At 69.8% G+C, this 14,316-nt stretch carries 11 protein-coding genes; 10 read left to right on the top strand and 1 reads right to left on the bottom strand.

The genetic code is table 11. The features are described from left to right. Nucleotides 1-172 precede the first annotated feature (172 nt). Entirely contained in the window at nt 173-343 is a 171-nt protein-coding gene (locus BA062_RS40690) for a hypothetical protein (RefSeq protein WP_245960027.1), read from the bottom strand. A gap of 249 nt (nt 344-592) precedes the next feature. Between BA062_RS40690 and BA062_RS27285 the strand changes: the two genes are divergently transcribed. The 10 genes from BA062_RS27285 to BA062_RS27330 all read left to right on the top strand — a co-directional run bounded on the left by BA062_RS27285 (nt 593) and on the right by BA062_RS27330 (nt 14,300). Then, nucleotides 593-1,552 (top strand): TAXI family TRAP transporter solute-binding subunit, encoded by a 960-nt coding sequence (locus tag BA062_RS27285; RefSeq protein ID WP_110341616.1) that lies wholly within the window; start codon nt 593-595, stop codon nt 1,550-1,552. After that, a complete protein-coding gene (locus BA062_RS27290) occupies nt 1,549-3,528 on the top strand; it encodes a TRAP transporter permease (RefSeq protein ID WP_110341618.1) in 1,980 nt (659 codons plus the stop codon). Before BA062_RS27285 ends, BA062_RS27290 begins: the two co-directional genes overlap by 4 nt. After that, the gene (locus tag BA062_RS27295; RefSeq protein ID WP_110341620.1) at nt 3,525-4,874 is read left to right on the top strand and encodes an acyclic terpene utilization AtuA family protein; all 1,350 of its coding nucleotides are present in this window, start codon (nt 3,525-3,527) and stop codon (nt 4,872-4,874) included. The genes BA062_RS27290 and BA062_RS27295 overlap by 4 nt, the downstream gene beginning before the upstream one ends. Further along, nucleotides 4,871-6,541 carry a hydantoinase B/oxoprolinase family protein gene (locus tag BA062_RS27300; protein ID WP_110341622.1) on the top strand — a complete coding sequence of 557 codons (1,671 nt, stop codon included), beginning with the start codon at nt 4,871-4,873 and terminating at the stop codon, nt 6,539-6,541. Before BA062_RS27295 ends, BA062_RS27300 begins: the two co-directional genes overlap by 4 nt. Before the next feature lies 1 nt (nt 6,542). Next, nucleotides 6,543-8,633: a hydantoinase/oxoprolinase family protein gene (locus tag BA062_RS27305; RefSeq protein ID WP_110341624.1), complete on the top strand. Its 2,091-nt coding sequence runs from the start codon at nt 6,543-6,545 to the stop codon at nt 8,631-8,633. 73 nt (nt 8,634-8,706) lie between these two features. Further along, nucleotides 8,707-10,812: an acetate--CoA ligase family protein gene (locus BA062_RS27310; RefSeq protein ID WP_146240094.1), complete on the top strand. Its 2,106-nt coding sequence runs from the start codon at nt 8,707-8,709 to the stop codon at nt 10,810-10,812. Continuing rightward, nucleotides 10,812-11,234, top strand: a complete 423-nt coding sequence (gene glmS / locus BA062_RS27315; RefSeq protein ID WP_110341628.1) for a methylaspartate mutase subunit S — start codon at nt 10,812-10,814, stop codon at nt 11,232-11,234. The genes BA062_RS27310 and glmS overlap by 1 nt, the downstream gene beginning before the upstream one ends. Beyond that, nucleotides 11,231-12,667 (top strand): hypothetical protein, encoded by a 1,437-nt coding sequence (locus BA062_RS27320; protein WP_110341630.1) that lies wholly within the window; start codon nt 11,231-11,233, stop codon nt 12,665-12,667. Before glmS ends, BA062_RS27320 begins: the two co-directional genes overlap by 4 nt. Then, complete coding sequence (locus BA062_RS27325; protein ID WP_110341632.1) at nt 12,664-12,987, top strand: DUF4387 family protein; 324 nt, start codon at nt 12,664-12,666, stop codon at nt 12,985-12,987. The genes BA062_RS27320 and BA062_RS27325 overlap by 4 nt, the downstream gene beginning before the upstream one ends. After that, complete coding sequence (locus BA062_RS27330) at nt 12,984-14,300, top strand: glutamate mutase L (RefSeq protein ID WP_110341634.1); 1,317 nt, start codon at nt 12,984-12,986, stop codon at nt 14,298-14,300. The genes BA062_RS27325 and BA062_RS27330 overlap by 4 nt, the downstream gene beginning before the upstream one ends. Nucleotides 14,301-14,316 lie beyond the last annotated feature (16 nt).

Here is a 14,316-nt window from a genome sequence, read left to right on the forward strand (position 1 = left end):
GGTGGTCGAGCCGAACTCGCGGGCCGCCGCCTTAGCGCGCTCGTAGTGCCCCCCTTCTGTGGGCGTTCCGGTCGAGCGACATCCAGCCGGCCAGCGTGGACGCTTCCACGAGGACCTGCGCCAGCGCCTCCCGCTGACCTCGGGCCGTGCTGTAGCTGAGGAGGCCCTCGAGCTACTTGATCAGGCTGTGGAGCTGATCCAGCAGAGTGATCCCTCCGACCTGCCGGTCGCCGCGTCGGACGTAGTCGACCTGCTGACGAAACGCCTCTACAGCGCCCGCGTCGACGCTGCGCCAGCGCCAGCCGTGACCGCAGCTTGGCGACCTCGTCGGCTTCGTCGTCATCCGGGAAGCCGAGCTCACCGTTCGTCCGGCCGTACACGTCGCGAAACAGCCGTCGGTATGGCTCGCTGACCTGCTCGTGGCTCACCCAGCGCGTCGGCCCGCCGAATCAGCAGCGTGATGACGTCCGCGGCTTTGTACTCGATCAGGTCCCGAAATGAATACGATCTTGCATTCAAATTCGCTGCGGACTGTTGACTCGCTCGGAGAGCGTATGCAACTCTGCATGCAAAATTTGGACGGGAGCACGGCATGAAGGTTCGAAGGATCAGCGTTGTCCTGGCCGCCGGTGCGCTACTGGCGAGTATGACCGCGTGCGGAGGCGGTAACGCGGGCAACAACAACCTCTGGCTCATGGGCACCGCGCCCACCGGTGGCACCTTCTACGCGGTCGGTGCCGCGATGGCGGAGGTGTCCAACAAGGCCGTTGACGACCTGCGGATCACCGCGCAGGTGTCTGCAGGGTCGTCCGAGGAAAACATCGAGCTGTTGAACCGAGGCGAAATCGAGCTCGGCTTCGTCGACGCCGGGACACTCGCGGAGTACGCGGAAAGCGGCGCGGACACCAGCAAGCTGCGGGTTCTGTTCAACGCCTATCCGAGTGTCATGCACTGGGTGGTCAGCGGCGATTCGGCGGTCAAGAGCCCCGCCGACCTCAAGGGACAGTCGGTCGCGACCGGCAACCCGAAGTCCGGTATGGAGGCCAACAACCGCGACCTGCTGCAGGCGGGCTGGGACCTGACGTTCGACGACATTGAGCCCAAGCCGATGCACGTCGAGCCGGGCCTTCAGGCACTGGTCGACGGAAACGTCGAGGCGGTCAACATCCCCTCCGCGGTTCCGCTGTCGTCGGTCGCGCAGTTCGCGAACCAGCATGCCGTCCGACTGCTCGACCTGTCCGAAGCCGACATCGCCAAGATCCACGAGAAGCGGCCGTTCTGGACGCCGTACACGATCCCGGGCGGCACGTACAAGGGAACCGACAAGGACAGCCACACGCTCGCGCTGGGTTCCTATCTCGTTACCCGCAACGACGTCGACGAGCAGAAGCTGCGCGCGTTCGTGAACGCCGTCTTCGCGGGGAGGGACACAATCACCCACACCGTTCCGATCGACCGGCTGCTCGCCCCGGGTGATGCCAGGACCGGGTTCGACTTCCTGCGCTCGATCGGTGTGGAGCCCTCGCCCGCCGCAGACGTGATCCCCCAATGACCGGCACGGACACCGCCGACGTGGCGGCGGGGGAGCTGGACGCGAACTCGCTCCCCAGGATCCGGCAGGGCGGCATCGCCTCCGTGGTGGCCGTGCTCGCCCTAGCCATGTCGGTCTTCCAGTTGGTGACCGTGGACTACCGGTTCGTCAGCCAGCACGGCAAGTTCATCATCCACGTCGGATTCGCGCTCGCCATCGTCCTGATCTGGAAGGGTATCGGGCTCACCCGCTCGGGTCGGACCAGACCTGCGCGGTGGTCGGTGATCGCCGGCGTCGGGGCAGCGGTCGTCGTCGCGGCGATCTCGGCCGTCGCGGTCGGCTCCTACTACGAGCAGTCCGCGCTCGCCGGTACCGACAAGCCGCTGTGGGTACTGGCCGCCAGCGCGTTCATGCTGTTGGCGCTCTACATCGCCAGTGCGCGGATCGTCGGGATCCTGATGCCGACGATCGCGCTGATCTTCTTCCTGTACGCGCACTTCGCCTACGCGTTCCCCGGCTTCCTGCAGGCCCGCGGGATCGACTTCGACCGCCTCCTCGACCGGCTGTTCCTCACCGCGGAGGGCATCTACAGCCCGGTCACCGGCGTGTCCGCCACGTTCATCTTCATCTTCATCTTGTTCGGGGCGGTCCTGAAACATTCCGGCGCCACCGACTTCTACGCGCGGCTCGCGAGCGCGGCGTTCGGGCGCACCCGCGGGGGCGCGGCCAAGGTCGCGGTCGTCGCCAGCGCCGCCTTCGCCATGGTGCCCGGGTCCTCGATCGCGAACACCGCGTCGACCGGCCAGTTCACCATCCCGATGATGAAGCGGTCCGGCTTCAAGCCCAAGTTCGCCGCGGGCGTCGAGTCGGTGGCGGCGATGGGCGGCGAGGTCACCCCGCCGTTCATGGCCGGCCTGGTCTTCATCGTGGCGTCGATGCTCGGTGTCGGGTGGGGCGAGATCGTGATCGCGGCCATCCCGATCGCCATCCTGCTGTACCTGTCGCTGTTCATGTCCGTGCACCTCGAGGCGCTACGGTCCGGCATCGGCGGAGCCGAGGAGGGCGACCGGGTGCGGGTGCGGGACGTGGCGAAGACCGGCTGGTTCTACCTGCTTCCGCCGCTGGTTCTGCTCGCCCTGCTCCTCCTGCAGTTCCCGCCGGAGCGCGCCGGGCTGCTCTCGGTGCTGTCGGTGCCGGTCATCCTGTTCTTCACCAAGCGCCGGATGTCCTGGAAGTCGTTGCTGTCCGCGGGGGTCGACGGCGGTCTGATGGGCGGGTCGATCGCCGTCATCATCGTCGTCGCGTCGGTCATCGGCGGCATCATCAACTTCACCGGGCTCGGGCTCACGTTCTCCAGCGGCCTGATCGACCTGGCGGGCGGCAGCCTCATCGCGATGATCTTCATCGGACTCGCCGCGGCGATCATCCTGGGTATCGGTCTTCCGGTCGTCACCTCGTACGTGATCATGGCCGTGATGGTCGCGCCCGCGCTCGTGGAGCTGGGCGCCCCGGAGCTCGGCGCGCATCTGTTCGTGCTGTACGGCGCGATGCTCTCGCAGATCTCACCACCGGTCGCACCGACGGTCGTGGTGGCGTCGACCATCGCCGGCTCAGGCTTCTGGGAGTCGTCGTGGGTGGCGATGCGGCTCGCGGTGTCGAAGTTCCTGCTGCCGATCATGCTCATCACGGTCCCGGGCATGCTGATGGACGGCAGCTTCCTGGACGTCACCACGGCGATCCTGCGGGCGATCCCCGTGGTGGGCCTTGCCGTCATCGCGATTCAGGGCTTCGGCCGCAAGAACGACAACAGCGGTGCGGCGCTGCTGTGGCGGGTGGTCGCCGGGGTCGGCAGCGTCCTGCTGATGTTCCCGAACACCGTCACCGACATTCTCGGCGTCGCTTGCACGGTCGCCGTCGTCCTCGCCTGGGTCGCATTGGCGCGCGCGGCACGGAAGGCGCGTCTGGCGGCCGTGACCCTCGAAGAGGAGACCGTATGACGCCCGCCAACGACACCGTGCGGCTCCTCGCCGCCTCCGGGCAGCTCGGCTACGGCATTCCGGTGCCCGCCTTCGAGGCGGGGGTCGCCGAACGGCCGGACATGATCGGCGCCGACATGGGCTCGATCGACCCTGGCCCGCACTACCTCGGGTCGGGCAAGGTCGCGGCCGGAGAGTCTGGCATCGTCCACGACCTCGCCCTCGTGCTCGGCGCCGCCCGGTCGGCCGGTGTTCCGGCGCTCATCGGCAACGCCGGCACGGCTGGACGCGACGACCAGCTCGCCCACGTCCTTGACCTGGCCGACCGTGTCCTCGCCGACCAGGGCCGGACCGCCCGGGTCGTCACGATGCGGACACAGGTCGACCGGGAACTGCTGCGGGAGCGCCTTCGGGCCGGACGGGTGCGGAGCCTGCCGCACGTACCGCCGCTCACCGAGGAGGTCCTTGACGCCACCGAGGTCGTCGTCGGTCAGGTAGGCCCCGAGCGGTGGCTGGACGCGCTCGAGTTCGAGCCCGACGTCGTCCTTTCCGGACGCAGCCTCGACACGGCGATCTTCTCGGCCTACGCGATGCGGCACGGGATCGACCGGGCGACGGCTACGCATGCCGCGAAGATCCTGGAGTGCACGTCACTCGCGGCAGCGCGGCCAGGGCGGGACGCCTCGCTCGGGGTGCTCCGGCCGGGCGCGTTCGACTTCCGCTCCTGTGGAGAGAACCGGCCATGCACACCACGCAGCGTCGCCGCACACGCCTTCTACGAGCAGTCCGATCCCAGCCGCATCGTCGAGCCGGGCGGGCATGTGGATCTCCGCGATGCGCGCTACGAGCAGCTTCCTGACGACGCTGTGCGGGTGTCAGGGTCGACGTGGGTGCCGGCTGACGGCTACGCGGTGAAGATCGAAGGCGCGCGCCGTCGCGGCTGGCGGGCTCTTTCGGTCGCCGGCGTGCTGGACCCGTGCGTTTTCGCCCGCCGCGCCGAGATCGACGAGGAGGTGCGTGCGGCCGTGCGGCGGGTGACCTCGGGCGCGCAGCTGCGCATCGTCTGGAGTGGAGGGACGGCCGCGCAGGACGGTGTGGCCTACCCGGCTTCGGTGCTGCTCGACGTTGTCGCATCCACTGAGGACGAGGCGATGTCGGCCGCTGGTGCCGCGAAGCAGTATCTCCTGCACGCCTCGTATGAGGGGTTGCTGAACAACGGGGGCAACGTGGCCTTCCCGTTCTCGCCGGAGGTCGTGTCCGTCGGACCGGCCTACGAGTTCAGCGTCTATCACCTGCTGGAGCTGAACCACGTGTCCGAGGTCGGGGTCCTCGACACCGTGACAATCGGAAAGGGACAGTCCACATGACCAACGAATTGGACGAGATCGGGCTGGGTATCGCCTGGACCAGGCTCGTCTCGGTTGTCGACGAGGCCGCGACCGTACTCAAGCGCTCGTCGTTCTCCACCGTCGTGCGTGAGTCCAACGACTTCGCCTGCGCGCTGTTGTCGCCGTCCGGGGACGCGATCGCCGAGAACACCATCGGCGTCCCGTCGTTCTCCGGGATCATGGGAAGGGTCACCAAGGGCCTGATCGAGTACGTCGGCGACGAGCCGTTCCGGCCCGGCGACCTCTTCCTCACCAACGACCCGTGGATGAACACCGGCCATCTGCCGGACACGACGGTCCTCATGCCACTGTTCCGCGACGGGCGCCACATTGGGTTCGCCGTGAACGCCGCACACAAGACCGATATCGGCGGCGCCGGTTACGTCGCCACCGGGCGGGACGTCTTCGAGGAGGGACTGCGCCTTCCCTACGTGCGGATCGCGACCGCGGGCGTGCGCAACCCCGACATCCGCGCGATCGTCGAGGCGAACACCCGCCTGCCTGAGCAGGTCTGGGGCGACATCGAGGCACAGATCGCGGCGTGCGTACGCACGAGCGAGGGCGTCAACGGGCTGCTGTCGGACCTGGACCTCGATTCGCTCGACCACATCGGCCGCCGCATCCAAGCCCGCGCGCGGGCGCGGATGATCGAGGCGATGCGGGTGGTGCCGGAGGGCGTCGTGTCCCGTGGCGAGGTCACCGCCGACGGCTACGGCGACGACCCGGTGCGCATCGTGGCGACGATTGAGCGGGTTGGGGACGCCTTGCGGATCGATCTCACGGAAAGCTCGCCGCAGAGCCCCATCGGCATCAACTCCACCTACGGTTACTGCTTCGCCTTCGCTTGCTACGCCGTGAAGTGCGCCGTCGACCCCGAGACGCCGAAGAACGAGGGTTCGTACACGCCCATCGAGGTCGTCACCCGGCCAGGCACGATCGTCGACGCCACGTTCCCGGCCGCGGTGAACGCGCGCTCGATGAGCGGGCATCTCGTTGCCGCCGCCGTGATGAACGCGCTCGCCGGCGTTGTCCCGGACCTCGTGATCGCCGAGGCGGGGTCGTGCCCGGGGCTGCGCGCGACGGTCAGTGGCACCAGCGCCGAGGGCGAGCCGTACGTGCAAATGCTGTTCCACAACGGCGGGATGGGGGCGACAGCCCGTGAGGACGGGCTGCCGACGACCGGCTTCCCGACCAACGCGGGCGGCACGTCCACCGAGACCATCGAGGCGAACGCGCCGGTTCTCTATCACGTGCGGGAGCTCCTGCCCGACAGCGGCGGGGCCGGCGCGCGGCGCGGTGGCCTCGGCCAGCAGGTGGAGCTCGAGGTGCTCGACGAGAACGGCGTCGAGCTGCGCACGCAGTTCGACCGGGTCGCCCACCCCGCGCAGGGCCTCCTCGGAGGGGCGCCGGGCGCGCAGTCGCGGCTCCGTCTCAATGGGACGGACGAGATTCCGGCGAAGGGCCGGATGCGGCTGGTGAAAGGCGACCGGGTGAGCCTGACGTTCGCGGGCGGCGGCGGCTTCGGCAGCCCCAGTGACCGCGACCCCGCCGATATCGCTCGCGACGTCGAGCTGGGTTACGTGACCCCCGCGAGCGCCGCGAAGGATTACGGATTCGAGACCGCTGCGGCGGGACAGGAGAATTGACATGCTGCTCGCGGGTGTTGACATCGGTGGCACGTTCACAGACGTAGTCCTCCTCGACACGGAGACCGGCACCGTCGTCACGGCCAAGGTGCTCAGCACCCCTGACGATCTCGTCCGGGGTGTTGTCGAGGGCGTGTTGTCGGCGTGTGAGACAGCTGGGCGCGCACCGGGTGATGTCGACTCGATCCTGCATGGGACGACCGTGATCACCAACGCGCTCATCGAGCGCCGTGGTCGGCCTACGGCGCTGCTCACGAACACGGGTTTCCGTGATGTCGCCGAGATGGGGACGGAGATCCGTTACGACGTGTTCGACCTGCACCTGCGGACGCCTGAGCCGCTGACGCCGCGTAACCGGCGGCTCGGAATCGGCGGTCGCTTGCTGGCCGACGGTACCGAGCTCACCCCCGTCGACGAGGCCGAGATCGCCCGCAAGGCACGCGAGGCGGTCGACGCCGGTGCCGAGGCGATCGCCGTGAGTCTGCTGCACTCCTACGCCAACGGCGCCCACGAGGAAACCGTCAGCGAGGTCGTCCGCCGCGAGCTCGGTACTGACTTCCCGGTGACCACGTCGCACGACGTCGCGCCGGAGATCGGTGAGTTCGAGCGCACCAGCACCGTCAGCGCGAACGCCTACGTGATGCCGCTCGCGTCGGACTACCTCGGCCGCCTCGCGGGCGAGCTGGCCGCGACCGGCCTCACGCCGGAACCGCACATCATGACGTCCAACGGTGGGTTCGTCGACGTCCCGGAGGCCTGCCGTCGCCCCGTCGCACTCGTCGAGTCGGGGCCGGCGGGAGGCGCGATCGCCGCGGGTTATCTCGCCAATCTGTCTGAAGTGGACAACGTGTTGTCCTTCGACATGGGTGGTACCACAGCCAAGCTGTGCTTCCTGCAGGAGCGCCGGCCGCGGATGGCGTACACGTTCGAGGCCGCCCGATTGGAGCGGTTCAAGCCCGGGTCCGGGTTGCCCCTGTCGATCACGGTGCTTGAGATGATCGAGATTGGCGCGGGCGGCGGCTCGATCGCGCACGTCGACGCGATGGGCCTGCTGGCGGTGGGCCCTCAGAGCGCGGGCGCGCAGCCCGGGCCGGCCTGCTACGGGCGGGGAGGCGAGGAACCGACGGTCACCGATGCCGACGTGTTCACCGGGCTCATCGGCGCCGACGCGAAGCTCGGCGGTCACCTCAGCCTCGATCGAGAGCTCTCCCGGGCCGCGATCGACCGGCTGGCGAGCGAGGTCGGCGGCGACCTGGATGCCGCGCGGACGGCCGAGGGGATCCTCAACCAGGTCATCGAGTCCATGGCGCAGGCGGCGCGACTGCACGCGGCGGAGCGCAACATCGATCTGCGCGCGTTCGACATGGTCGCATTCGGCGGCGCGGGGCCGACGCACGCGTACTTCCTCGCCAAGCGCCTCGGCGTGCCGCGCGTGCACTTCCCGGCCGGCGCGGGCGTGTTGTCGGCGTACGGGTTCACCGTCGCGGAGTCGCGAGTGGACCTCGTGCGCACATCTACCGGCCAGCTGTCCACACTGGACTGGGAGCGGCAGCGCCAGGTGCTCGCGGAACTGCGCGAGGAGGCCGAGAGCCGGCTCTCCCGGCTCGCCACCGGCCTCGGGCCGCACGAGCAGGTCATCGAACTCGTCGCCGACATGAAGCTTCGCGGGCAGGGCTTCGTGCTGAACGTTCCGGTGTCGTTGTCGGCTGTCGCCGACGGCGACAGCGAGCGGGTGAGGGCTTCGTTCGGAGAGACCTACGCCGCGGCCTACGGTGTTGCCGCCCCGGACGGGGAGATCGAGCTGGTCAGCTGGCGGCTCACGCTGCGCACCCGGTCCAAGTCGAACGGCGCCCAGCACGGCTGGGAGGTGCGGCTCGACGAGGCGGCCCCGAACCGGACCCGACGGGTCACCATGCCGTCGTTCGACATGGACGGGGAGATCCCGGTCGTGCGGCGCGACGACCTGCCAGACGGTGACGGGATGGCTGGCCCCTTGCTGGTCGAGGACCAGAACACCTCGATCGTCGTCGGTCCCGACGCGACCGTCGCTCGCCGCTCGTCCGGCGACCTCGTGATGACGATCCGCTCATGAGCACACCGTGCAGAACAATCCAGCCTGCACTGGGCGACGACGACCGGCCCGGTCGATCCTGCGAGGGGGATTCGTGAGTCAAGTGGACATTCCGGTGGACAACACGAGCAGCGTCGATCTCGCCGGGTTCGTGCGGCCGGCGTCGGTGCGGCTCGTCGGCCGGTTTGACCGGGGTGACAAGCCGCTGGTGAAGATGGCGCGTTATCTGCGCCAACATGGTTTCACCGGACCGGTCGAGGTTGTCACGGACCGCCGCGACGACGCACTGGCCGGCCACCTGAGTGTGATCGCGACAGACCTCGTCACCTCGCCCGCCGCTGAGCTCGCGGTCGTCGCCGTGCGTGCGCCGCTGGTGGCCGAGACCATCGACCAGCTCGGGTCGGCCGGCCACCGCCGCGCGGTCATCCTCTCGTCGGGCTTCGGCGAGTCCGGGGGCGCCGATCTGGAGGCCGAGGTGCTGGTCGCGGCCCGCCGATGGGGGATGCGCGTCGTCGGCCCGAACTGCCAGGGGATCTGGAGTCGGGTCGACGGGTTCGCCGGGTCGTTCAGCGACTACCTCGAGGCTGCATCGTCCGAACGGTACGGTCGGACGGCGGTCGTGTCACAGAGCGGGGCGGTGGCGTACTCGCTGGCGTCCCTGCTGGACCGAACAGGCAATCCGGCGGCGATGGTGATCAGCACAGGCAACGAGGCCGACCTCGACTGGGCCGAACTCACCGCGCACGCGATCTCCCACCCGCAGGTCGACACGGTGCTCGCCTACCTGGAGCAGATCGAGTCGATCGACCAACTACGCCGTGCCAACGACGCCGTCCTCGCCGCCGGTGGCCGATTCGCGCTGCTGAAGGGCGGTCGGACACAGCTCGGGACGAAGGCGGCGGCGTCGCACACCGCCGCGCTCGCGTCGAACGGCGCGGTCCTCGAGCACATCTGCCGGGACCTCGGCATCGACCTGGCCCGCGACCTGCACGAGCTGGTGGCGGTCGCGTCACTGCCGCCCGCGGCGGACCGGCGCCGGGTCGCCGTGTTGTCGACGTCCGGCGGTACCGGGGTCGTCGCCGCCGATCTTCTCGGCGACGAACGGATTACGGTGCCGGAGTTCTCCCTCGCCACCCGGCAGGCGCTCGACGGTCTCCTCGGCCCGACGGCGGCGACGGCCAACCCGGTCGACGTCACCGCTGCGGCCGCGACGGACCCGGGCCTCATTCCCCGGGCGTGGGGCCTGCTCATGGATTCCGGCGAGGTCGACGTGGTCCTCGTGATCATCACGATGGTCACCGGCGCGAAGCTGGAGGAAACCGTCACGGGCCTCACCCGCGCGATGGCGGCTCGGCCGGACGCGGCGGCGCCGATGGTGGTGCTCTTCGCCCCGCCGCCACTGCGCGGAACGGCCGGTGAGCTGTTGCGTGAGGCGGCGATCGTCACGTTCGACACGCTCGCCTCCGCCGTCTCGGCGCTGGCCACGCCGCGCCTTGGCGACCCGCGCCCCGCCGCGGAGCTGGCCTCCTCGGCCACCCCGCACGAGGGTGGCCCGACGGCCGAGGTGCTCACCGACGTCGCGCTGCTGGCGGACTTCGCGGCGCTGGGGCTCCCGGTCGTACCGCGTGCCGAGGTGCCGGCCGAGTCGTTGCCGGGCCCGGACATCGGGCCGGGGCCGTTCGTGCTCAAGCTCATCACCGACGATCTGCACAAGGCGGCCGCCGGAAACATCGATGTCGGTCCGATCGTGCGGGACGACCTCGCCGCGGCGGCGGGCCGGCTCATCGGTGACCGGTTCGGCGACCACCCACCGCGGGTGCAGGTTCAGCGATACCTGCACGCGGCACTGGAGGTGTTCGTCGGATTCCACCGCGACCGCACGTTCGGCGCGGTCGCGACGATCGGCCTCGGCGGGCGACTCGCTGAACCGCTGAAAGCGGTCCGCCACTGGACCCTGCCGATCGCGCCGGACGACTTGGCGCGGGGGCTGCGTGCGACCCTGCTCGGCGAGCTGCTCGACACGCTGCCCGGGGACGCGACCGGCGAGCTGGTACGGGTGGTGTCGGCCCTGGCCGGGTACTTCCTCGACCGGCCGGGTCTCACCGAGCTCGACGTCAACCCGGTGCTGTTCGACGTCCGCGGCGAGCCGTGGCTCATCGACGCCGCTGGGCTGGAGATCGCGTCGGAAGGGAAGAACTGATGGGAACCGTGGTCACGGGTGCGGCCGGTGACGACGTCCACGTCATCGGGATCCGGCTCGTCGAGATGGGGTTGCGGCACGCTGGGCATGACGTCGTGAGCCTGGGCGCGCTGGTTGCTCCAGCCGAGTTCGTCGACGCGGCGCGGGAGTCGAAAGCCGACGCTGTCTTCGCCTCATCGCTCAACGGGCATGCGCAGTTCTCGCTCGCGGGACTGCGCGACGCGCTGGTCGAGGCCGGTATGGGGCACGTCCTGCTGTACGGGGGCGGGCAGCTCACGATCGGCCGTCCGCCCTGGGAGGAAGTCGTGGCGCTGTTCGTCGACCGCCTCGGGTTCGACCGCATCTACGACTCCGATGTCCCGATCGAGCAGGTCCTCAGCGACCTGGAGCAGGACCTCGCTCTGCGGGGTGAGTCCAGGTGACCGCCACACCAGAAGGGCTGTCCGACCGCGCCACCGTACTTGCCCAGTATCCGCCGGCCGCCGAGCAGCTGGACCTTGCAGAGATAGCCGATTTCGTCGTGGCGGAGCCGGCGCACCGCAGGGTGGCCCAGGTCCGCGCCGAGGCCAGGCGCTCTGGCCGGGTGCTTCTTGAGCCACTCGCCGGATTCGGCGGGGTGAAGCAGCACACCGATGCGCTGACCGTGCTGCGGGACAAGGGAACCGCCGACATACTCCCGACGCAGGTGGACAGTCAGACGCGCAACCTCAAGTTCGACGAGGTGGCCACCATGCTCGCCGAGCACGGCGACGGACCGCTACCGCTCAACGGCTATCCGATCGTCAACCACCCACTCACCGTGACCCGGGACCTCGTATCCACTGTGGATAGGCCGATCGAGCTGCGGATCGGGTCGACGGACCCTCGGCTTGCCGCCGAGATGGCGTTCGCGGCCGGCATTTCAAGTATCACGGCCGGGCCGCTGTACTACCTTGTCCACTACTCCTCGGCGGTGACCGTCGAGCAGTCGGTCGCCAACTGGGGCTACGTGTTCTCGCTGGCGTCCTGGTATGCGCGTCAGGGTGCGCCCGTCGGCCTGCAGGTCCACGGCCTGGGCAACTCCACGCCGTTCCCCGCGTCGCTGCTGGGCGCGGGTGCCGTGCTGGAATGCCTGATCGCGGCCGCGCGCGGCTGTCGGCATTTCGCCGTCGACTCCCGGCTGATGGGTAACCTCCGCCAGGACGTTGCGAGCCTGCGCGCCATCCGGGACGCCGTCGAGCACTACCTCGCCCAGGCCGGTGTGGACGACGCGGTGGTGACGATGGTGCGCAAGACGTGGGCAGGCCGCTACCCGGCCGACGAGGCCCGCGCCTTCGGGCTGATCTCCTACACCGCCGTGTCGGGCATGCTCTCCGGTGCTGACGAGTTCATCAGCAACTCAGTGCAGGAGGGCGTCGGGATCCCCGATCCCGAGGCGAACGCCGCCTCGCTGCGGGCGATTCGCCACGTGGTGGACCTGCTCGGCCCTCAGCCGGAGCTGACTCGCGAGGACGAGGGGGTGGAGCGCGAGTACGCGCTGATCACCGCCGAGCTACACGCGATCGTCGACGCGGTTCTCGATCTCGGCGAGGGAAACCCGGGCCGCGGTTCGGCGCGGGCGCTGGAGCTGGGCGTACTCGACGTGCCGTTCGCGGCGAGCCGGACCTGCCGCGGCGAGGTCGTCACCGCGCGCGATTCCGAGGGCGCCGTGCGGTTCGTCGACTTTGGCCGGCTGCCGATCCCCGACTGGTGCCGGAAGTTCCACAGCGACGCGATGGAGCGGCGGCTCGCACGCACGGCCAAGTCGGTCTACGACGTCGTCGTCAGCGACATCTTCTCGATCAGCAACGGCCCTCTCGTGGAGGTGGCGGAGTGACCACGGTGCCCAGCACGACCTACCGGCCGATCATGGTGCGCAGCAAGAACGCCGGGCCGTTCACGCTCACGATCGACGTGATGTTCGACGACCCCGCCGACGCCGTCCGCCTCCACGCCGACCTGACGTCCGGGACGCTCGAGCCCGCGCTCGGCCCCGTCGCGGGCGAGGACGTGCGGGTGTATCTGGACGAGACGGCCGCGGCCGTGAAGCTCTCCGTCGGGCGCGCGCTCCCGGCCGGTTCGGCGGGTGACCTCGACCTCTACGGCTGCCAGCAACATGTCGGGGTCCTCGCCGCGTTGGGTGTCCCGCTGCCATGACCGTGGTTCTCGCGGATATCGGCAGCACGTTCACCAAGGTCCGCGCCTACGACACCGGCGGCGACCTGGTGTGGGGCGATCAGGTGCCGACCGCCGCGCCGGACCTCGGCCTGAGGCTGGGCGACCTCGCGTCCTCGGCCGGCATCGACATCCGCGGCCGCGTCCCGGCGTGCTCAAGCGCGGCCGGCGGTCTGCGGATCGTGGCGCTGGGCCTCACCCAGACGTTCACCCGAAAAGCCGCGCGCACCGCTGCCCTCGGCGCGGGCGGGCGGATCGTCGGCGACTACAGCTTTCCGCTGACCGACACCGATGTCGTGGATCTGGAGGAGTGCGCAGCCGATGTCATCCTGCTCACCGGCGGGAGCGACGGCGGGGACGCCGACGCGGCGGTGGGTTTCGCCGAGGCGCTGGCGGAGGTCCGCCGCCCGCTGGCGGTGGTGGTGGCGTGTAACCGGCAGGTCGCCCGCCGTTGCTCCGAGACGCTCACCCGCGCCGGCCACCGCGCCGAGGTGGTCGACAACATCATGCCTGACGTCGGCACGCTCAACGCCGAACCGGTGCGCGCGGCTGTCCGCCGGATCTTCCTGGACACCGTGATCGGGCGGGTGACCGGGGAGAAGACCCGCGCGTTCGAGGTGCGCCAGCCGACCCCGGCAGCCGTGCTCGGCGCGGCGCGGCTGCTGTCCCACACCGACGACCGAGGCGCGCTCGTGGTTGACGTCGGCGGTGCGACGACCGACGTCCACTCCGTCCTCGCGCCCGGGCAGGTCGCGACCCCGTCGGCGGGAATGAGGATGGCTGAGCAGTCGACCCGCACGGTCGAGGCCGACCTGGGCATGCGGGAGAGCGCCGAAGCGGCGCGGGAGGCGGCGCGTCGTGCGGGCCTCGACGAGCCCACCGGCCTGGATGAGCACCTCGCCCAGCGGGTGCGCGACGTCACGCTCATCGACCCGCGCGGCCAGGTCGACCGGTGGCTGGCCACGACCTGCGCCACACTCGCGCTCCAGCGTCACGTCGGGCACCTGGTCCTGCTGCCGTCGGTCGGCGGCGGCGTCGAGGCCCACGCCGTCGGTCGCGACCTGCGCGATGCCGGCCGGGTCGTGGCGACCGGCGGAGTGCTCAGCCGCGACGACGGCACCACGATGGCGGCTGCGCTTGCGGGCCCACCGGACCTACTGCTGCCTCGCCGTGCGGTCGTGTCAACCGACGCGAACTACGAACTGGCGACGATCGGCGTACTCGCCAGCGTCGACGCGGCACTGGCCGCCAAAGCGATGACCCGGCTCGTGCGCGATTGGGACGCGCAGATTTGACCACTGAACAGAGAGA

Origin of the sequence: Prauserella flavalba (assembly GCF_003202235.1) — a bacterium.
In the GTDB taxonomy this organism is placed as follows: domain Bacteria; phylum Actinomycetota; class Actinomycetes; order Mycobacteriales; family Pseudonocardiaceae; genus Prauserella_A; species Prauserella_A flavalba.